Origin of the sequence: Idiomarina aquatica, assembly GCF_004362895.1 — a bacterium.
GTDB lineage: Bacteria > Pseudomonadota > Gammaproteobacteria > Enterobacterales > Alteromonadaceae > Idiomarina.
This window is the reverse complement of record NZ_SNXI01000011.1, coordinates 44,682-64,656: the sequence shown is the minus strand read 5'-3', so window position 1 is coordinate 64,656 and position 19,975 is coordinate 44,682. Positions and strand designations below refer to the sequence as shown.

At 47.6% G+C, this 19,975-nt stretch carries 20 protein-coding genes and 1 pseudogene; 7 read left to right on the top strand and 14 right to left on the bottom strand.

Translation table 11 applies throughout. The features are described 5' to 3' along the window. Positions 1-97 precede the first annotated feature (97 nt). A complete protein-coding gene (locus tag DEU29_RS09030; protein WP_133540037.1) occupies positions 98-1,459 on the top strand; it encodes an ABC transporter substrate-binding protein in 1,362 nt (453 codons plus the stop codon). Here the strand turns inward: DEU29_RS09030 and DEU29_RS09025 are convergent. After that, positions 1,391-1,854, bottom strand: a pseudogene (locus DEU29_RS09025) (tRNA (cytidine(34)-2'-O)-methyltransferase). The gene DEU29_RS09030 and the pseudogene DEU29_RS09025 sit on opposite strands and share 69 nt — an antisense overlap. 77 nt (positions 1,855-1,931) lie before the next feature. Here DEU29_RS09025 and fieF point away from each other — a divergent pair. Beyond that, the gene (gene fieF, locus DEU29_RS09020) at positions 1,932-2,861 is read left to right on the top strand and encodes a cation efflux pump FieF (protein WP_243734536.1); all 930 of its coding nucleotides are present in this window, start codon (positions 1,932-1,934) and stop codon (positions 2,859-2,861) included. On the opposite strand, the gene DEU29_RS09015 is transcribed toward fieF, so the two are convergent. From DEU29_RS09015 to glnA, 6 genes are all read right to left on the bottom strand, one after another. Beyond that, positions 2,851-3,834 carry an alpha/beta fold hydrolase gene (locus tag DEU29_RS09015; protein WP_243734534.1) on the bottom strand — a complete coding sequence of 328 codons (984 nt, stop codon included), beginning with the start codon at positions 3,832-3,834 and terminating at the stop codon, positions 2,851-2,853. The genes fieF and DEU29_RS09015 overlap by 11 nt on opposite strands. Positions 3,835-3,850: 16 nt before the next feature. After that, positions 3,851-5,206 (bottom strand): sensor histidine kinase, encoded by a 1,356-nt coding sequence (locus DEU29_RS09010; RefSeq protein ID WP_133540036.1) that lies wholly within the window; start codon positions 5,204-5,206, stop codon positions 3,851-3,853. After that, on the bottom strand, positions 5,203-5,880 hold the full coding sequence (locus DEU29_RS09005; protein WP_133540035.1) for a response regulator transcription factor: 678 nt from the start codon (positions 5,878-5,880) through the stop codon (positions 5,203-5,205). The genes DEU29_RS09010 and DEU29_RS09005 overlap by 4 nt, the downstream gene beginning before the upstream one ends. A 79-nt stretch (positions 5,881-5,959) precedes the next feature. Beyond that, positions 5,960-7,357 carry a nitrogen regulation protein NR(I) gene (gene ntrC, locus DEU29_RS09000; RefSeq protein ID WP_133540034.1) on the bottom strand — a complete coding sequence of 466 codons (1,398 nt, stop codon included), beginning with the start codon at positions 7,355-7,357 and terminating at the stop codon, positions 5,960-5,962. Then, positions 7,344-8,432: a nitrogen regulation protein NR(II) gene (glnL, locus tag DEU29_RS08995; protein ID WP_133540033.1), complete on the bottom strand. Its 1,089-nt coding sequence runs from the start codon at positions 8,430-8,432 to the stop codon at positions 7,344-7,346. Before glnL ends, ntrC begins: the two co-directional genes overlap by 14 nt. A 101-nt stretch (positions 8,433-8,533) precedes the next feature. Beyond that, positions 8,534-9,943 (bottom strand): glutamate--ammonia ligase, encoded by a 1,410-nt coding sequence (gene glnA, locus DEU29_RS08990; protein WP_133540032.1) that lies wholly within the window; start codon positions 9,941-9,943, stop codon positions 8,534-8,536. 373 nt (positions 9,944-10,316) lie between these two features. On the opposite strand from glnA, the gene typA reads away from it, so the two are divergent. Beyond that, positions 10,317-12,155 carry a translational GTPase TypA gene (gene typA / locus DEU29_RS08985; RefSeq protein WP_133540031.1) on the top strand — a complete coding sequence of 613 codons (1,839 nt, stop codon included), beginning with the start codon at positions 10,317-10,319 and terminating at the stop codon, positions 12,153-12,155. 48 nt (positions 12,156-12,203) lie between these two features. On the opposite strand, the gene trhA is transcribed toward typA, so the two are convergent. Together trhA and DEU29_RS08975 are read right to left on the bottom strand one after the other, a co-directional pair. Further along, the gene (trhA, locus tag DEU29_RS08980; RefSeq protein ID WP_133540030.1) at positions 12,204-12,866 is read right to left on the bottom strand and encodes a PAQR family membrane homeostasis protein TrhA; all 663 of its coding nucleotides are present in this window, start codon (positions 12,864-12,866) and stop codon (positions 12,204-12,206) included. Beyond that, positions 12,863-13,144, bottom strand: a complete 282-nt coding sequence (locus DEU29_RS08975) for a DUF3081 domain-containing protein (protein WP_133540029.1) — start codon at positions 13,142-13,144, stop codon at positions 12,863-12,865. Before DEU29_RS08975 ends, trhA begins: the two co-directional genes overlap by 4 nt. A 194-nt stretch (positions 13,145-13,338) precedes the next feature. On the opposite strand from DEU29_RS08975, the gene DEU29_RS08970 reads away from it, so the two are divergent. Next, positions 13,339-13,959 (top strand): TetR family transcriptional regulator, encoded by a 621-nt coding sequence (locus tag DEU29_RS08970; protein ID WP_133540028.1) that lies wholly within the window; start codon positions 13,339-13,341, stop codon positions 13,957-13,959. Here DEU29_RS08970 and DEU29_RS08965 read toward each other — a convergent pair. From DEU29_RS08965 to DEU29_RS08950, 4 genes are all read right to left on the bottom strand, one after another. Further along, positions 13,956-14,468, bottom strand: a complete 513-nt coding sequence (locus DEU29_RS08965) for an NADPH-dependent FMN reductase (protein ID WP_133540027.1) — start codon at positions 14,466-14,468, stop codon at positions 13,956-13,958. The two genes, DEU29_RS08970 and DEU29_RS08965, sit on opposite strands and share 4 nt — an antisense overlap. A gap of 57 nt (positions 14,469-14,525) precedes the next feature. After that, on the bottom strand, positions 14,526-15,158 hold the full coding sequence (locus DEU29_RS08960; protein WP_133540026.1) for a DUF2959 domain-containing protein: 633 nt from the start codon (positions 15,156-15,158) through the stop codon (positions 14,526-14,528). Then, complete coding sequence (locus DEU29_RS08955; RefSeq protein WP_133540025.1) at positions 15,155-15,397, bottom strand: YqaE/Pmp3 family membrane protein; 243 nt, start codon at positions 15,395-15,397, stop codon at positions 15,155-15,157. The genes DEU29_RS08960 and DEU29_RS08955 overlap by 4 nt, the downstream gene beginning before the upstream one ends. Before the next feature lie 62 nt (positions 15,398-15,459). Further along, positions 15,460-16,176: an SDR family NAD(P)-dependent oxidoreductase gene (locus tag DEU29_RS08950; protein WP_133540024.1), complete on the bottom strand. Its 717-nt coding sequence runs from the start codon at positions 16,174-16,176 to the stop codon at positions 15,460-15,462. Between the two features lie 85 nt (positions 16,177-16,261). On the opposite strand from DEU29_RS08950, the gene DEU29_RS08945 reads away from it, so the two are divergent. Genes DEU29_RS08945 through DEU29_RS08935 form a run of 3 tightly spaced genes read left to right on the top strand, consistent with a single transcriptional unit; the run spans position 16,262 to position 18,449 of the window. Next, entirely contained in the window at positions 16,262-17,113 is an 852-nt protein-coding gene (locus DEU29_RS08945) for a virulence factor BrkB family protein (RefSeq protein WP_133540055.1), read from the top strand. Further along, entirely contained in the window at positions 17,110-17,550 is a 441-nt protein-coding gene (gene dtd / locus DEU29_RS08940; protein WP_133540023.1) for a D-aminoacyl-tRNA deacylase, read from the top strand. The genes DEU29_RS08945 and dtd overlap by 4 nt, the downstream gene beginning before the upstream one ends. Further along, positions 17,550-18,449 carry a bifunctional GNAT family N-acetyltransferase/hotdog fold thioesterase gene (locus DEU29_RS08935; protein WP_133540022.1) on the top strand — a complete coding sequence of 300 codons (900 nt, stop codon included), beginning with the start codon at positions 17,550-17,552 and terminating at the stop codon, positions 18,447-18,449. Before dtd ends, DEU29_RS08935 begins: the two co-directional genes overlap by 1 nt. Here the strand turns inward: DEU29_RS08935 and hutH are convergent. Then, complete coding sequence (hutH, locus tag DEU29_RS08930; protein ID WP_133540021.1) at positions 18,439-19,962, bottom strand: histidine ammonia-lyase; 1,524 nt, start codon at positions 19,960-19,962, stop codon at positions 18,439-18,441. The two genes, DEU29_RS08935 and hutH, sit on opposite strands and share 11 nt — an antisense overlap. Positions 19,963-19,975: the final 13 nt, after the last annotated feature.

Sequence of the window (19,975 nt, the reverse complement as noted above, 5' to 3'; positions counted from 1 at the left end):
CAAAAGATTCCCATAGACCGGTCCATCAACCGGTTAAGATGACATGCGCTTAGATCTTGTTATACTGCGTTTTCGTTGAGTCAACTATTGAAGTCGTATGCGCCAACGCTTGTCACTCACATTGTGTTTTTTATTTATCAGCATCTGGCTAACACCGGCTGCTGCGCAGCAGGCGCTGACATTTCGTAAGCCTGCAACGGGTCCAACAGCTGATTACATAACCGCCGTACTTGAAGAGGCTTATGCAGATTTAGGTATCGAACTTAACTATCAACCGATACCACGCCTTAGAGCCGAACAACTGGCACAAAATGGTGAGATTGCGGGCGAGCTGGGAAGACTTGCCGGCCTGGAAGAAGAGCTCGATAACCTGAACAGAGTGCCGTTCAAACTTTATGAGTTCTCTATCGTCCTGGTCGCTCGTAAGGCGGCCTGCGGTTTGTGTACACTAAAATCCGTCAATAATATTGCTTACATTGGCGGGATGCGCGCAGCAGAAACTGTACTTACCGACGCTAACTTCGATAAAACGACGTTTCGCCAGTCTGATATACACCAGGTGTCTAAACTGCTCAACGCAGAACGAATTGACGCTGCCCTAATCGCAGACTTTCAACTGCGAAACCTTGAGCTGTCCCAACCCAAAGATTTTATCGTGTACCACGTTAAGTCAGAGGTTGGTTTTCATTATCTACATCAAAAATATAAACACCTGATTGAGCCCCTCTATCAACGCCTTTCCTTGATGCAGGCCTCGGGCAGACTATCGCAGTTACGCCAGCAATTTAAATTACAAGCGCCCGAGCAATTAAAACCCATGCCTATGCCAACGGAGTTGACCGCAGCTGCAGCGGCTAGGCCTGGTTTAACCGGGGCTAACGGTAACGGTCGGTTGTGGCAACTTATCAACACAGTCTACGGCGACACCGTAGCTGGAGTTAAAACCCTGGCAAGTAATTGGCCCCGAGCCTTAAACGCTTTGCTCGAAGACAAAGCCCACATGGTGGTAGGGGTTTATAAAAATCAGTTTGATAATGAGCTGCTGTACTCCAAAAAACCCATTGCGATGGATGATGCCCTTTACCTTTTTGCCAGTGACAGGACAAAAAAACAGGCTATTCTGGCTGGCCAAGAGAGCCACACCGTATGCTATTCAGGCAATGAAGAATTACACAAACTACTACCAGACTCGCTTTCGTTTTATCGAGCTAACACGTCATTAGACTGTTTTGCATTATTGGATTTAAACCGAATTGAAGGCGTCATCGATTACAAATACAATCTGCCTGACTGGGTCACTACGCCTTATCACCGAAGTCGCTTGCGTGAGCCATTACCATTATATGTCGCATTTAAAAATAACGAGTTAGGTGCTCAGTTAAAGGCGCACTTAGATCGCGCCCTCGAAGCCAAGCTGTCGCCACGCTTCATAAGCGAAAATAGCAACACAATTCGATAAATTCAGACTTCGGCTATTACTTGCCATAGGCAGACGCAACCAGTTCTTCGCGGGGAATGTCTCTAATACTTCCAGCGGCAACCCCCGTGTTTCTGGCCCAAATAACAACACGTCACCCGGCTCGAATTCTACGTCTGTATAGCGGGTTGTACCTCGTGTCGTGCAGGCAAAAATACGGTTATGCTCAACCGTGTCCAAAAAATGTTGCCACGAACCGTGAATACGAACATTAGCGAGATCCCGGTAGTCAAGACCGGCACGGCGTACCTTTTTTTCCTCAAGTTCGAAACCCAGTGGCTCGATCAAGTGCAGTTGCATACCAGTATTAGCCGCCAACCGAATGGCGTTTTTGCTTTAGGGGGTATTTCTGGTTCAAATAAGACTAAATGCAGCATGATAATTTTAACGACAGCTAAAAAGCGTTAGAATAGCAAACTATCGCTAACACGGCGCATCAAATTTCGGTCCTATTGTGAAACCAACTAACGAAAACTCAGCAGCTAACTTTCGTAAAACCTATTCATTCTGGGTTAAGCTTGCCAGCACAGCTTCTGTTATCGTCGCATTTTCTCTTATTGCCATGAAGCTGTTTGCCTGGTTGCAAACCGAATCGGCGAGCATGCTGGCATCGATGACCGATTCAATTCTCGATAGCGGCGCCTCGGTATTTAGTTTTTTCGCCATTCGTTATGCTCTTCAGCCTGCAGACGAAGAACACCGCTTTGGTCACGGTAAGGCTGAGTCTTTAGCCGCACTTGCGCAAAGTGCATTTATTGCCGGTTCCAGCATGCTGTTGGTGTTTCATAGTATTGAGCAATTAATCCAAGGGCCCAGACTGCCTTCGGTTAATACCGGTATATGGGTGTCAGGAGCTGCTATTGCGCTAACACTTGTGCTTATCACTATTCAGCGTATCGCAATTAAACACACCGACTCGCAAGCAGTTAAAGCCGACCACCTACATTACCAATCCGATATTTTATTGAATATTGCCGTTATTATCGCGTTGCTGTTGAGCGGCTGGGGGTTACTCTGGGCTGATAGCGTATTTGCCATTGGTATCGCTGCATACCTCATCATTGGCGCTATCAAAATAGGCTCTCAAGCCTTCAATTCGTTGATGGATCGCGAGTTGCCCGAACAGACACAACAACAAATTATCACGATTGCCAAGTCAGTTGATGGTGTGCGGGGCTTACATGGACTGCGCACCCGGGAAGCCGGGCCAACACGTTTTATTCAACTCCATATCGAACTTGATGATCGCTTGTCGTTGCTAAAAGCACATGCCATTTCTGACTGTGTAGAGGCTGAATTGATGAAGCACTTCCCGGCAGCAGATATCATTGTACACATGGATCCTGAGATCGTAGCTAAGGTAGAAGGTTCAATCACTCATTAATGGATAGCAGTTTGCTCATCAGTGCTTGTCTATAACGATCACTTTCCATTAATAGCTCGTGCCGTGCTCCCTCAATGACCACCTTAGTTGCCTCATTGTACATAACAAAACGATCTTGCCCTTCAGCCGTCACCACACTGTCACTGCCGGCCTGAAATAAGGTCACTGGACACGCTATTGAGAGGCTCCCCGAGCTTGCTTTATCACAGGCAATTAACGCTTCGTGTAGCCAGTTAAAGGTAGGCCCACCCAATTGTACCTCGGGTTGCTGCTGATAAAGCTCTCTAAACACCCGATACCGGTTTTTACTATGAGTCAGTTCGTTTTTATTAAACTCTACCGGTTGGTAGCCCTTCATACCCAAAAAATACCAGGGTCGGTTTGGCATCAAATGCTTATTAAGCCAAGCGCCAGCCGCGGTTATAGACTTAGCAACACTAACCGGAATACCGGCTGTGTTAATAGAGAACATGGGAGAAGAAAGTAGCATTTCCTCATAACCACCGTCGCGGTTATGCATATATAATGCGGCAATAGTTCCACCCATCGAATGACCTAATAGCCACCGCCTACTGGCAAGCGGAAAAACGTCACTCACTGCTTCATTGAAAACCTCGAAGTCACCAATAAAGTCACTAAATTTTTCCACGTGTCCTTGGTGAGGGTTAGTCGTCATGCGCTCTGATTCGCCTTGCCCACGGTGATCTAACACGGCACACGAAATGCCCGCCTGCGCTAATTCCCAGACAACTTCCTGATATTTAAGCGCCGCCTCAATACGTCCGGGGCTGATAACAACCAGCGGGGCACGCTCGCTGACTTTATAAAAGCACCAGTGCAAATTAATGCCATCGAAGCTTTTTAGCCAACGATTGTTAACCTGCTGCCAGAACGGCATTACTTGGTCGTAATAATGCGTCAACCAGGCTGGGCTATCGTCGCCGGGGCGGGTTGTGTCAGTGGTTCGGGTCACGTGCTGCTTGGTGTCGTTAATCTTGAGGCAATGTTAACACAACTTCCAGCCCCCCATCAGGGTGATTAGAAGCTGATAAGGTGCCGCCCAACACCACGGCAGCGCGCTGACTCAGCGCCAATCCCAAGCCCACCCCTGCTTTATGTTTTCGTGAAGGGTCACCACGATAAAACGGCTCAAACAATTTCGCTAATAAGTCGTCGTCGACACCAGGCCCGTGGTCACGAATGCTAATTCGGTGTTGATTATCACTCAGGCTATAGCCGAGTTCGACAGTACCATCGGTATAATGAAGCGCGTTGCGAACGATATTTTCGATTATCATGCGTAACAGCTCTTCGTCAGATTGGAGCTCCGGCCACTGCGCATGCTGTTGCTCTAAGCGTTGTCCTAAAGCCGCGTCAGCATATTGAATATCATCAATCAAACGCGCAACAAGTTGACCCGTATCAACTGCTTCTTTATTCAGGTTCACCAATCCGTTTTCTAATTTAGAAAGTGACAGAATTCGTTCAATAATTAGATTAAGTCGCTCGGTATCTCTGCGTAACTGCTGAATATGCGCATCATCTTCGCTGGCATCGGTTAGATCCAGTGCTACTTGCATACGTGCCATTGGCGAACGTAACTCATGCGAAACATCGCTGAGCAACCGTCGTTGTGCGTCACGTGAGACCGCTAGATCACGCGCGGTTTGTGCAAGAGACCTTGCTAAGTCACCAATTTCGTCGCGCCGATTTGGCAACTTAGCAAGGTTAGGTTCAGCGCTACCTGCTGCTATTTCGCGGGTTGCAGAACTTAGCCGGCGAATTGGGCGTATCAGCCATACCCCCAACAGAATAGCGATAACAAAACTACCGGACACGATGGCCCATGTTCGGGCTTGTGTCAGCTCTCGTTCGGCTTGAGCCTGATCTTGCCATTCAGCAGCCTGCAGTGGCCGCGTTACCAGTACTTTATTACCATTTAACTCGAATGGGCCAATCAACAACCGGTCAGCTAACGGCATCTGCATCGTTTGCTCATAATTCAGAAATCGCAACAGCGTACGCCGATGTTGCTCACCAAGGTATTCATCCAGCATTAATTTCTGCTGCCCGGCGGCCGATACGCGTGCAGCAACACGATAATTACCGGCAATTAACCGGCCAGGTTCTAAACTCAGAAAGGTAACAGGGTCTTGTAAAAGCGGAGCAATCGTTCGTTTTATCGGCTCGGCCACAGGCTGTGGTTCGGGCGTTGCTCGATTCCACACAGCGAGAAAGTAGCCACTGCTTGCGGTAACAAATAATAATGCCCAAAACAATAACAGCAGTCGCAATGTCAGCGACTGGTACCAACGACTTTTGCGGCGACTACTGTTGGAGATCATGCCTGCGCGGTCAGACGGTAACCTCGGCCGCGCACGGTCTGTATGCGCTCAGGCCGGCTGGGAAGTTTCTTGCGAATATTACTGATATGTACATCCAGGCTGCGGTCAAACGGGCCCATTTTGCGCCCCAGCGCAGCTACCGATAGTTGATCTTTACTCACCATTTGTCCCGCTTGCTGCATCAAACAGCGCAAAATATCAAATTCGGTTGGTGTAATGACCAGCGCCTGGCCGTCACAGCTCACTTCAGCTTTGGCCGGATCAAGTTCAAAGCCGCTAGCGACTAGCTTCTCCGATTGCATGGTGGTGTTAGGTGTTCTGCGCAACAACGCGCGAACCCGTGCAATAAGTTCACGCGGATTAAATGGCTTGGGTAAATAGTCATCAGCACCTAGCTCAAGCCCCATTACCCGGTCATCGTCATCGCCACGCGCCGTTAACATCAATACTGCAGTATCTCGATGCTGCTGCCGCAATCGCTGTAGTAGCTGCATACCATCTATGCCGGGCAACATGACGTCGAGCAGGATCAACTCGAAATCGCCATTTAAGGCAGCGTCCAGACCTTTTACACCGTCATCAACGACAGTAAGCTCAACAGACTCTCGCTTGAATAACTCCGTCAGCATCGCCGACATTTCATGATCATCGTCAATCAGTAATACAGAATGCATTGTTTGCCTTCTCAGTTGCATGACATCTACCCTATCTTCTATAAACCAGCGGCACAGGGCGATGCCTTTTACAAAAGATTTACTTTAATAATAGCTTGGTTTTACGGGTTAAGGTATTGCGTCCCCAACCTAACCAGCGCGCTGCTTTTTGTTTATGGCCGCCGAAACGCTCAAGAGCAAATCGGAGTGCGCGGCGCTCTAGTTCTTCATTTAACGCGGTTAACACGTCGTGTTGATGAACACGTCGACGCAGTTCTGCGTCAATGGTGTCGCCCCAGCTAGCTGCTTCATTGACCTCTAAACTAACGTCAGGTTCATTTTTCTGTTGTAGTTCATCCGGTAATTCATGTGTCTGAACAGCCTGTCCTGGCGCCATTACAGTTAGCCAACGGCAGACATTCTCTAACTGCCTGACGTTACCAGGCCAGTTGTACCTGCACAGCGCAGCTACCGCATCGTCACTCAGTTGTTTGGTGTTTACCGCTAGCTCTTGCGCTGAGCGTTGTAAAAAGTAATCTGCAAGTTGTGGTATATCTTCGGTGCGCTCTCGTAATGCGGGCAGTTTCAACTGAATAACATTTAGCCGATGAAATAAGTCTTCTCGAAATTCGCCACGAGTGACGGCCTGCTCTAAGTTTTTGTGCGTTGCTGCTATGACCCTTACATCGACATTCAATGGCTGATGAGCACCTACTGGATAAAATTGCCCTTCGGCTAAAACTCGCAACAAGCGGGTTTGTACAGGTAACGGCATGTCGCCAATTTCATCTAAAAAAAGAGTACCGTGGTTAGCTTGTTCAAAACGTCCGACACGACGTTTATCGGCGCCGGTAAATGCGCCTTTTTCATGACCAAATAACTCGGACTCGATAAGTTCAGCCGGAATCGCTGCCATATTCAACGCCACAAACGCATGTTCCGCTCTTGGGCTGTGTTGATGTAGTGCGTTTGCGATTAGCTCTTTACCGGTTCCGGTCTCGCCGGTAATCAAAACGCTGACACTGGACTTTGATAGTCGACCGATAACGCGGAAAACATCTTGCATCGAAGCCGAGTCACCAATCAGCGTGGGTGGCGTGCGTCGAACTTCGGTAAGTTGAGGTTGGCTTTGCCGTTGCTGGTATGCTTTCCTGACGGTTGCTACGGCATCATCCAGGTCAAAAGGCTTTGCCAGATATTCAAACGCCCCGCCTTTAAAAACATTTACTGCGGTATCAAGATCAGAGTGTGCTGTCATGATAACTACCGGCAGGTCAGGACGTTCCCTGGTCATCTTTTTTAATAACGTCAGTCCATCGTCACCCGGCATGCGAATATCACTTAACAATACGTCCGGCGCGTCTTCTGCAAATGCTTTGTAAACCTGTTCAGTCTCATTAAAGCAACGTACCTGAAATTCGGTATCGTTAAAGGTTTTCTCTAACACCCAGCGAATAGAAGGATCATCATCAATTACCCATAGTTTAGCGGTCGTCATGCGCAAACGCCTCCGGCTGCCGGTAAGGAAGGAAAAGGTTGAAACAGGTATGGCCTGGCTCTGAGCTAAACTCAATTTTGCCGCCGTGCTGATGGACTAGGCTATGCACTAATGACAACCCAAGGCCGGTACCTGCGGGTCGTCCACTCACCATCGGATAGAATATTTGCCCCTGAAGTGAGGCCGGTATTCCCGGACCATTGTCGTGAATACTGATAACCGCACACTGACGGTAGCGTTGCCCAAACAGCGTTAATTGGTGCTCGACCCGGGTTCTAACGGTAATAACACCGTCGCCATCCAGGGCTTGTGCTGCATTTTGTACGATATTTAAGAACACTTGCTCGAGCGCATCCTCTATGCCACTCAAATGCGGCAACGAAGGATCATAGTCACGCTTTAACACCAAGGTTTTCTCATACTCGTAGCTAACCGTCTGAAGTACACGCTCGATTACCTGGTGTAAGTTAACTGTTTTTGGCTGGTCAATCCGTGATGGTCCCAACAGCCGGTCAATCAAATTACGTAGTCGGTCAGATTGAGCAATAATAAGGTCGGTATATTCCAACAGCTCGTCATCATGTAATTGCCTCGCTAGCAATTGTGCAGCCCCTCGCAGCCCGCCAAGAGGATTTTTAATTTCATGAGCCATGCCGCGTAACAAACTTTGTGTTGCGAATAATTGTTGCCGTTGCGAGTTTTCCCGCAAAATTTGACGCTGTAAATCAACTTGTCTCAATTCCAGCAACAAACGGGGCATATCGGCAGCGCCGTCGTGCCAAAACTGGATACTCACTTCAACCGTGATCTTATGCCCAGAATGCAACACCAATTCAGCTTCGGAATTAACCAGTGTTTGTTGGTCGAGTAAACAACTCTTTAGTAAATCCGAACTTAATGTGGTAGACACATAACTACTGGCAAAGGGCTCGTTTAACAGTCTACGGGCACTATGGTCGAGTAACGATTCAGCTGCCGCATTGACCTGTCGAATAACCAGTTGTTCATCCAGCACCACGACCGCTGTCAGCAAAGCATCCAGTATAGTTGCCTGTTGTGTTTTTAGCGCCGCCATAAATTAACTCACGTTGGATGCACCAATATAGTGCATGTATTCTGCTTAAAAAAGGGAGCCTTGCTCCCTTTTAGTAATTGCTAAAGTCTTAGCAATAGAAATTAGCAGCTGTAGTACATATCAAACTCAACGGGGTGCGTTGTTTTCTTCAGTGTCTCGACTTCGTTATATTTCAGATCAATGTATGCGTCGATCATATCGTCATCCATTACTCCGCCTTGTTTTAAGAAGTCACGATCTTTGTCCAGCGCTTCTAATGCCATCTCCAGAGAGTGACACACGGTAGGAATATCGCGCGCTTCCTCGGCCGGCAGGTTATACAGATCTTTATCCATAGCATCGCCAGGGTGTATCTTATTGCGGATGCCATCAAGACCTGCCATCAGTAGCGCAGTAAAGCATAAGTATGGGTTTGCGCTTGGATCAGGGAAGCGTACTTCAATGCGGCGTGCTTTTGCACTCGAAACCAGCGGTATACGAATAGAAGCCGAACGGTTACGTGCAGAGTAAGCCAACATTACCGGCGCTTCAAAACCAGGTACTAAGCGTTTGTATGAGTTGGTCGATGGGTTGGTAAACGCATTAATGGCACGTGCGTGTTTGATAATACCACCAATATAATACAATGCAGTTTCGCTTAACCCACCATACTGGTCACCTGCAAACAGGTTTTCGCCACCTTTTTGCAATGACATGTGCACATGCATACCGGACCCATTATCACCCACCAATGGCTTCGGCATAAAGGTCGCTGTCATGCCATAGCTATGGGCTACATTGTGCACAACATACTTGTAAACCTGAATTTCGTCGGCTTTCTTAGTCAACGAGTTAAACTGAGTAGCAACTTCGTTTTGTCCTGCGGTTGCAACCTCATGGTGGTGTGCTTCAACCACCAATCCCATGTCTTCCATAACCAGACACATGGTGCCGCGAATATCGTGTGCTGAATCTACCGGAGGAACCGGAAAATAGCCTCCTTTAACACCTGGGCGGTGTGCCAGGTTACCTTCAGAGTATTCACGACCTGAATTCCACTTGGCTTCTTCGGCATCTATTTTATAAAACGAGCCGCTCATGTCGGTGTGGAATCGCACATCATTAAATAAGAAAAATTCCGGTTCGGGACCAAAAAAGGCGTTGTCAGCAATACCTGATGACTGTAAAAATTCTTCTGCTCGTTTAGCAATAGAACGTGGATCGCGGCTGTAGCCTTGCATTGTATCCGGTTCCAGAATATCGCAACGCACGTTCAGGGTCATTTCGTCAGTAAACGGGTCCAGTACCAGTGAATCTGAATCAGGCATCAATACCATGTCTGACTCATTGATCCCTTTCCAACCCGAAATCGATGAGCCGTCAAACATTTTACCTTCTTCAAAGAAGTCATCATCGATTTGCGACACCGGAATAGTGACGTGCTGCTCTTTACCTTTGGTATCGGTAAAGCGCAAATCAACGAATTTTACGTCGTGTTCTTTAATGGCATCGAAAATCTTGCTTGCTGACATGTTTTCCTCCAGCGGAATGAATAAATTAGTTATTTTTAACTAGTGTAATCGATAACTCTGTTAATAGCGGTTTCGATCACAATTAATTTTGTTGTAATGACTCGACACGTTTTACTAAGCAACAGCCGTGCCAATATAAATATTTCACTTATTTCAATAGGTTACGATTTTAGAAGGGAAGCCTAGCAACACCTTTCGCACCATATTAGTGCATTGTACACCATAATGGTGCATCTTGATGTTGCTTTATGAATCTTTTGAGTAAAAAACGAACAAAGGCTTTTTAATTAGTCACTAAACAGGTAGAATACGCCGCTCTTTTTTATCAACCCTCTGTCGGCAGGGTTTACTCCGACAAACACAGGCTTTCTTAATGACAACTCAGGCATTTGATATTAATAAACTTCGCAACATTGCGATTATTGCGCACGTAGACCATGGCAAAACCACACTGGTCGACAAACTACTTCAACAATCTGGCACCTTAGAAAGTCGTGGTGAGCTCGAAGAGCGCATCATGGACTCTAACGATCTGGAAAAAGAACGCGGCATCACCATTTTGGCAAAAAATACAGCCGTTAACTGGCAGGACTACCGCATCAACATTCTGGATACTCCGGGACACGCCGACTTTGGTGGTGAAGTAGAACGTGTATTATCAATGGCTGACTCCGTATTGCTGGTGGTCGACGCTGTTGACGGCCCTATGCCGCAAACGCGTTTCGTTACACAGAAAGCGTTTGAGCACGGTTTGAACCCGATTCTTGTCATCAACAAAATCGACCGTCCCGGCGCTCGCCCTGACTGGGTGATGGATCAGGTGTTTGATTTGTTTGATAACTTAGGCGCAACCGACAAACAGTTAGACTTTCCTGTTGTTTACGCTTCGGCACTGAATGGCTGGGCTACTCGTGAAGAAGAAACGGTTGGCGAAAACATGACGCCGTTGTTCGAAACTATCGTTAACGAAGTCAGCCACCCGGACGCAGATCCTGACGCTGACTTACAGATGCAGATTTCTCAACTTGATTATTCAAGTTACCTTGGCGTTATCGGTATTGGTCGTGTAACTCGTGGTAGCGTTAAAGTAAACCAACCGGTTACTATCGTTGGTGCTGACGGCAAAGAGCGTAGCGGTAAAATCGGTAAAGTATTTAATTACCTGGGTCTTGACCGCATTGACGCAGAATCAGCTCATGCAGGCGACATTTGTGCCATAACCGGTTTGGGTGAACTTAAAATTTCAGACACCGTTTGTGCGGTAGGTGCTGCTGAAGCGATGAAGCCGCTAAGCGTTGACGAACCGACTGTTACCATGACGTTCCAGGTCAACACCTCACCATTTGCCGGTAAAGAAGGTAAATTCGTTACTTCTCGTCAAATTCTTGAGCGTTTGCAACAAGAGCTAGTCCATAACGTCGCATTGCGTGTTGAAGAAACTGATAACCCGGATAAATTCCGTGTCTCTGGTCGTGGTGAGCTGCACTTAGGCGTATTAATCGAAAACATGCGTCGTGAAGGCTTCGAATTAGCCGTATCGCGCCCGGAAGTTATCATCAAGTACGAAGACGGCCAGAAAATGGAACCGTATGAGTCATTGACGGTAGACATCGAAGAACAGCACCAGGGTGCGGTTATGGAAAAGCTTGGTTTGCGTAAAGCCGAAATGACCAACATGACTCCGGATGGCAAAGGCCGCGTGCGCGTCGATTTCGAAGTACCAAGCCGTGGCTTGATTGGTTTCCAGACTGAGTTCATGACATTGACCTCAGGTACTGGTTTGATGTACCACACGTTTGACCATTACGGCCCGCATAAAGGCGGTACCATCGGCCAGCGTGTAAACGGCGTATTGATTTCTAACGCACAGGGTAAAGCACTGACCTATGCACTGTTTAACCTGCAAGAACGCGGTAAATTATTCGCAGCGCACGGTGACGAAGTTTATGAAGGCCAGGTTATTGGTATTCATAACCGCTCTAACGACTTAACCGTTAACTGTCTAAAAGGTAAGCAGCTAACCAACGTTCGTGCTTCAGGTACTGACGACGCTCAAACATTGAGCCCGCCAATTAAATACACACTTGAGCAAGCGTTAGAGTTTATTAACGATGACGAATTGGTTGAGGTTACGCCTGAATCTATCCGCATTCGTAAGCGTTTGTTAACCGAAAACGAACGTAAGCGCGCGGGCCGTGAGCCTAAAGCTTAACAGCCACGCTGCTTAGCTAAAAATACCCGCCATTGAGCGGGTATTTTTTTATCCAAGCGCCAATATTTCAGGCTGCGGCAGTACGTAATAAAAAATAGAAAAGAAGTGAAAAACGCTACCGGCCAAGACAAACAAATGCCAGATAGCATGATGGTAGGGTAATGACTTCCAAACATAAAATACCACGCCCAGCGTATAGGCCAGGCCGCCAGCCAGAAGTAACATCAAACCTTCGAGTTGGACATTATCCAGCATTGGCTTAATGGCAACCAACGCCATCCATCCCATACCCAGATACAAGGTCAACGATAGCCATTTGGGCGCGTCTTTTACAAACAGCTCAATTACCACGCCAATGAGTGCGATACCCCACACCACGCCGAGCAGGCTCCAGCCCCAGGGACCGCGCAAATTAATCAGCGCAAAGGGCGTATAAGTGCCTGCTATCAATAAAAAGATTGCAGCATGATCGAGCTGCTGAAAATATCCTTTTAGCCTCGGCCACGGGAATGCATGGTAAAGAGTTGAAGCAGTATAAAGAATGATAAGGCTGGCACCATAAATGCTCGCGGACACGACGTGCCAAACATCGCCGTAGGCTAAAGCCCACCAAACCATCACCGATAGTGCTGCAATACTCAGCGCAGCCCCAATACCATGCGTAAGGGCATGCGCAACTTCTTCCCGGAAGGTATAGGCTTTTTTACTCATCCACGCTCTCTGCCGGGCGTTTCATAACCTTCAGAAATGTTTTTAAGGGCTCGAATAAAGTTATCTAATTGCGTGCCGTTATCATAATCCAGATGATATTTGTTATGAAATTCCAGCCGAAACTTAACACCATGCCCTTCCAGAAACACCGTGTAGCCATCATGGTCAGTAAATGCAGTGATGCCGTCTAACACGTGCTGGCCCTGCTTTGCCTCACCATGCTCATGAATTTTTTCGTACGCATCAAGAATCAGGCGAAAATCAATTTCGTTTTTCATAAAACCTCCACGGTTTCCGACTACTTGTATAATCAGTACTATGTCTTACGTATTATCTGCACAGCTAGACCGCTATCACAAGGACTTTTCAATTCCGAACTTGGTACTTATACATGCGTAGGTGCATGATTAAACAATGTGCGATATAATTAATTGTGCTTAAGTTCGCAGGTAACTGACTGGAAGGTGATATTTTGGTAAGACGGACTAAAGAAGATGCCATGGAAACGCGGGCTAAATTGCTCGATGCAGCCGAACTTCTGTTCGGTAAAAATGGTGTCGCCCACACGTCTATGGCCCAGGTTGCAGAGCAAGCAGGAGTAACTCGCGGCGCCATCTACCACCACTTTCGTCATAAACAGGATTTGATCGAGTCACTGATGGATCGAGTTCGGTTACCCATAGACGAGATGCGCGAGCACATCGCTGAACTCAAAGACTACGACGCCTTAAAGGAAATCCGTAAACGCACCATTGAGTTTCTTACCCGAATTCAAAGTAATGAGCGGGTACAGGCGCTAGCCAGTATTTTACTGCACAAGTGTGAATACGTTGATGAAGTCAACCCCATAAAATTGCGTCATGTCAGTGGTCGGAATGAATGCATAGAAGACTTCGAAACGTTGTTCGAGAAAGCATTGCAGGATCAGCAATTAAAACCCGAGACTGACCCCAGAATGGCGGTGATTGGCCTTTTCGGTATGGTTGATGGATTAATTTACAACTGGTTACTCGACAGCAACTATTTTGATTTAAGTGAGTATGGCAGTAAGGCCATCGAAACTTATCTCGACGGCCTTAGCCAGAGAGACTAATCACCCTGCTCCAGAAAGCTTTTCAGAAATGACTCGTCCATATTTGCAATGGTTTCGTCATTGGCGTTTGGGCAGATAGCGAAATTAGGCGCAGTCCAGGCCTGCACATTGCCCAAAATGTCGCGCAAGTGCATCAAACCACGAATTCCGCCTAAACCACCCGGTGACGCCGCGCCTAAGAGCACCTTTTTGTTTTGCCATGCCTGGCTCTCAACTCGAGAAACCCAGTCGATAGCGTTTTTAATTAATGGCGACACAGATGAATTATATTCCGGGCTGATTAACACAACCTTAGACGCAGCTTTTATTTCCCGCGCCAACGTTTGCATCGACTCCGGCACGCCTTCAGCTGCTTCATAATCACCGTGATAAATCGGTGCATCAAGTGCATCGGCATCAAGTAACTTGTAGTGAATACCGTATTTATCAGCGACCTCTGCAATACGATGTTTAACTTTTGTATTAAGTGAGTCTTTTCGGCGACTACCGCCAATTAATAAAATTGACATTCAAAGCTATCCTTTATTTGCTGTGACTAGGTATTGCATACGTAACGAGCGAGCCGCTTAGTTCATCGACGCAATAAACTTATCCGATTCAGCAATCGCCGCTTCCATTTCTTTGATTAAATCGCGGATATCCACCTGTAAATTATCAAACTCGCCTCGAATGGCACTAATTGCCTGTGCATTAAGGTTATGTTTAAGATACAGAACGTTATCCTGTAACTTCGCCAACACCGGATCCATCTTGCTCGCAGCTCGTTCCATGGTACGAATCAGGTCGGCGTAACGGCGCTCTGTTTCGCGCAGTTGGCGTTCACTTTGGCGGCGCATCGAATCATTAGAATATTGTTCTAACTCCTCACTCCACTCATCAAATAAGTCCTGAGCGACATTGTCGACGGCATCAATACGTTCACGTACGCGCTCAGCTGCGGATTTGCTGGCTTCGTAATCGTCATTCAGGGCATTGTACTGCTCTTCCAGCTCGCCACCATCAATGTTAAGCATGGTATCCAGACGCTCTAAAGCTGAACGAAACTCTTCCTGTGCCTCACCTTGAGAATCTTTGGCCTCGTCAACACGGTCAACCAATATATCGCGTTTTTCGATACCCAGTTTTTCCATTGTCGAGTAATAAGCCGTCTGGCACCCCGTTAACAATAAAACTGCCGTAACTGCGGCTAATAGCCTCATTTTTTATCCCCCCGCACTGCACGCACTAACCGTTCGTCACGTTTTTCCTGGCGGTGTCCATGCACAATGATGATCGCGTGAATGATAGCGAGAATATAGATTAAACCGAACGCGCCCAGCGTGACCACGGCTAAAATCACACCGACAGCCGCCAAAATAAGATTAAAAATAAACTGAAATATTTTACCGGTGAATAACACCGCCAACGGCGGCAATAAGATCGCGAGGATGTATAACATGTGATGCTCCTTGGTTTTTTACCAATTTAGAACCATTTGCAGACTAAATGCAATAATGACATCTAATAAGGTAATTTTACTCCATCCCAGTGAAACAGTCCTCCTGACTTATCAGGGGTTAATCCTTTTATCACGTGCACAATACGCTTAGCGGACAAGGAAGCAGAATAGAGCTTGCCTTCAGGTACGCGCTTTTGAAAAGGCTTCGATAACCGGGTATCCGTTGTTCCGGGATGAATCGCCGCAACAACCAGCTTCTTATGACTGCGTTTTAACTCTATCGAGGCTGTTTTTAACAGCATGTTGAGCGCGGCTTTTGACGCCCGATACGCGTACCAGCCACCCAGGTAATTGTCCTCTATACTACCCACTTTAGCCGATAACTGAACAAAAAATGCCTTGTGTTTCTTATCGAATAACGACTGGCAATGCTTGAGGATCAGCATCGGAGCAGCCGCGTTAACGGCAAACAACTTTTCCAGATTATCCGCTGTGATATCTGCTAGTTGCTTCTCCGGAAATGCTTCTTCATCGTGCAACATACCGATGGTGGAGACCACGCCATCAAGTTGCGCTCCGGTTTGCTTAAAATTGGACACCCATTGACTCAAACTTTGTTCACTGTACTCACCCAGCGCAATATATTGAACGCCGGCGATACGACGCTTAGTTGGCTGACGAGAAATAGCAATTACCTGTTGCTCCGGGAACTCATGAACCAAACGCTCCGTTATCGCACAGCCTAGTCCGCCTGCTGCTCCGAACACCACCATTGCCATAAGTGATAAACTCCCACATGATATAGTACGTACTGATACGTATCTTAATCACAAATTGGCTCAGGACTCACGCGTGAAAACAACGATGGATTGGCAGCAAAAGCTACAACAGGGTGCGCAGTTCTTTAAGTATTTCGGACAACGCTGCTCTGCTGATAAAATCAACGTCACGGCAGGTCATCTTACCTACGTCAGTCTGCTGTCGTTGGTGCCGCTGATTGTTGTTATGTTTACTATTTTTTCGGCGTTTCCGGTATTCGAACAGTTACAGCGCAATATTGAAGACGCTTTGATCGCTAATTTACTGCCGACATCAGGCGAGCAACTCAAACAGTATATCGACGAGTTTGTCGCTAACGCCTCACGAATGACAGCTGTAGGCATTGGCTTTTTATTTGTGGTCGCGGTGATGCTGATTTCAGCCATCGACTCCACGCTAAATACTATCTGGCGAGACACCAGTAAAAGGCGCTTTATTGTGTCGTTGGCCATTTACTGGATGATACTCACGCTCGGGCCCGTGCTTATTGGTTCAGGGTTAGCTGCAACCTCTTATCTCATTTCTCTGACGCAGTTTGCGGAAGAATATGTATCCGGTGTGCGCAGTTTTATGCTGTGGTTTGTTCCCGTTGTAACCAGCTTTGTGGCATTTGTTCTGCTTTATCAGCTGGTACCTAATCGTACCGTTAAGTTCCGTTATGCCGCTTTTGGTGCCGTCATTGCCGCTATTTTGTTTGAACTTAGTAAACAAATCTTCTCGTTATATATCACGCACTTTCCCACTTATCAGGCCATTTATGGTGCGTTAGCGACGGTTCCCATTTTGCTTATCTGGATTTATTTATCCTGGAACATAGTGTTAGTTGGTGCAGAGCTGACTGTCAGCCTGGAAGAATATCAATACCTGAACCGTAGATCGAAGGACAAGGACGAATGATTGGACTACTGCAACGTGTCTCACAAGCAAAAGTAGAGGTTGAACAACAGACCATTGGCGAGATTGGTCCGGGTTTACTGATACTGCTGGGTGTAGAGCATGCAGATAACGAAGATAAAGCCAAAAAATTAGCCGCACGCATTGCCGGTTACCGTATATTTAGTGACGCCGACGGCAAAATGAACGAAAGCCTGCTAGACCAGAAACTATCAGCACTGGTTGTTTCTCAGTTTACACTTGCCGCCGATACCCGCAAAGGTCGCCGGCCCTCGTTTTCGTCAGCTGCAACCCCGGAGCAAGCCAAACAGCTCTACGAAGTATTTTGCGACGCACTAAAGCAACAAGGTATTGCTGTAGAAACCGGTCAGTTCGCCGCCGACATGCAAGTGTCTTTGGTTAACGATGGACCAGTCACGTTTGAGTTAAGGGTCGATTAATGTACAAAGTTATTACCCCGGAAACACAGCAACAACTCGAGCGTTACTATGACTTACGCTGGCGGGTGCTGCGCGAACCCTTTCAACGACCACGAGGCTCGGAGCAAGACGAGTATGATCAGGTTGGCCAACACCGCATGGTCGTCAATGCAGCCGGTGAAGCTGTGGCGGTGGGCCGTGTGCACTTTAACAGTCCTGAGGAAGCTCAGATTCGTTTTATGGCTGTAGCGCCCGAATATCGGGGCGAAGGCCACGGCGTAGCTATTATTTACGCACTCGAATTGGCGGCCAGAAATGAAGGCGCACAACACGTCGTGATTAACTCACGCGACAATACCATTGGTTTTTATAAAAAATGCGGTTACTACATTGCTGAAGAAGGCAATACCGTAAATAACCCCATGGCTGAACACCAGTTACGTAAATCGTTTAGCGAGCAAAACCGCATCATCTACCGGCCTGAGTGGTGTGCCGAGCTGCAACAGACCTGGCAAAACGATATCCCCATATCTGATGCAATGGGTATTAAGATACACCAGTACACTGGCCGCCTATTTGAAACCCGGGCGGTATTATCGCGCAACATTAACGTCCACGGCACTATGTTTGCCGGTAGTATTTATTCGCTGGGCACGCTCACCTGCTGGGGCTTATTGCACTTACAACTGTTGGAACGGGGGTTAGAGGGCTCAGTAGTACTGGGAGACGGAAATATCCATTATCACAAACCGGTCACACAAGAACCACGTTCAGTTGCACGCTTAAGTGACGTAACCGGAGATTTTTCGGCTCTTAAAGAGGGCAAAAATGCCCGCCTGACGATGAAGTCTCAAATTTTAGATGACGATCGGCCGGTGGCAGAATTCACCGGCCGCTTCGTGGTTTTAGCTAAACGGTAAAGTCTGCCAATGTCATGCCTAAAGCACCCGCTTTGATTAAGTCACTGGCGGCTTTAATATCCGGCGCGAAGTAGCGGTCCTGATCATAAAAAGGTACCTGGTCACGTAAACAGCTGTAAGCCACTTCAATTTTGTCAGACGCTTTTAACGGCCGTCTAAAGTCCAGTCCTTGTGCCGCTTCGAGCCATTCGATGGCAACAATATCAGCAATATTATCGGCGATATCGCCGAGGCGACGGGCCGCATAGGTAGCCATCGATACGTGATCCTCCTGGTTAGCCGATGTCGGAATACTGTCGACCGAAGCAGGATGCGCCAGACTCTTGTTTTCGGATGCCAGCGCTGCTGCGGTCACTTGCGCCATCATAAACCCGGAATTAACGCCACCGTCATTAACCAAAAACGGCGGCAAGTTGCTCAGGTGTTTATCGATCAACAAAGCGCCCCGACGTTCAGAAATAGAACCGACCTCACTTGCAGCAATAGCAATGATATCCGCTGCCATCGCAACCGGCTCTGCATGGAAGTTGCCGCCGGATAAAATATCCTGTTGTTCGCTAAATACCAGCGGATTATCAGTTACCCCGTTAGCCTCGCGCTCCAGAATGGTCGCCGCATGTTTGAGGTTGTCATAGGCGGCTCCCATCACTTGCGGCTGGCAACGCAGTGAATAGGGGTCCTGTACTTTCTCGCAGTTCTCATGATCTTTAGCGATAGCAGAGCTATCGGTAAGAATATCCCTGAAGGCAGCTGCAACCTGTTGTTGTCCATGCTGTCCACGAACCTGGTGAATACGCGCATCAAAAGGCGACCGAGAGCCCATCGCCGCTTCCACCGACATGGCTCCAATGGTAATAGCGCTATGAAAAACCCGCTCGATTTTAAACAGTCCTGCCAATGCCAGAGCTGTTGAAGCCTGAGTACCATTCAACAAAGCTAAACCTTCTTTCGGAGCCAACTCAAGCGGCTCCAGCCCGGCTTTTTTAAGCCCTTCAGTAGCTGGCAATATCTTGCCCTGGAATCGCACTTCGCCCTCGCCTAATAGCGGCAATACCATGTGAGCAAGCGGTGCCAGATCGCCTGACGCTCCCACCGAACCCTTGCTGGGAATACATGGATATACTTGGTGATTCAGCAGTGCAATTAAGGCATCAATGACCCTTAAACGAATGCCGGAAAACCCCCGTGACAAGGAATTAACCTTAAGCAATAGCATCAGCCGCACCACATCGTCAGCCAGCAATTCGCCCGTTCCCACGGAGTGCGATAATACGATCCTGCGTTGTAAGTCAGTCAAGCGTTCTGGCGGTATCCGGGTGTTGGCCAACAAACCAAACCCGGTGTTGATACCATAAACTGTTTGCCCGCGCTCCAGTACGTTAGCTACGGTCTCTGCTGATTGATTAATGTCAGTAACAGCTGCTTCACTGAGCTTCAGCGTATGCGAAGCAAAGTACCACTGGCGCAGATCTGCCAGTGTTAGCTGGCCCGGATTTAACGGAAAACTACTCATAACAATTCCTTTT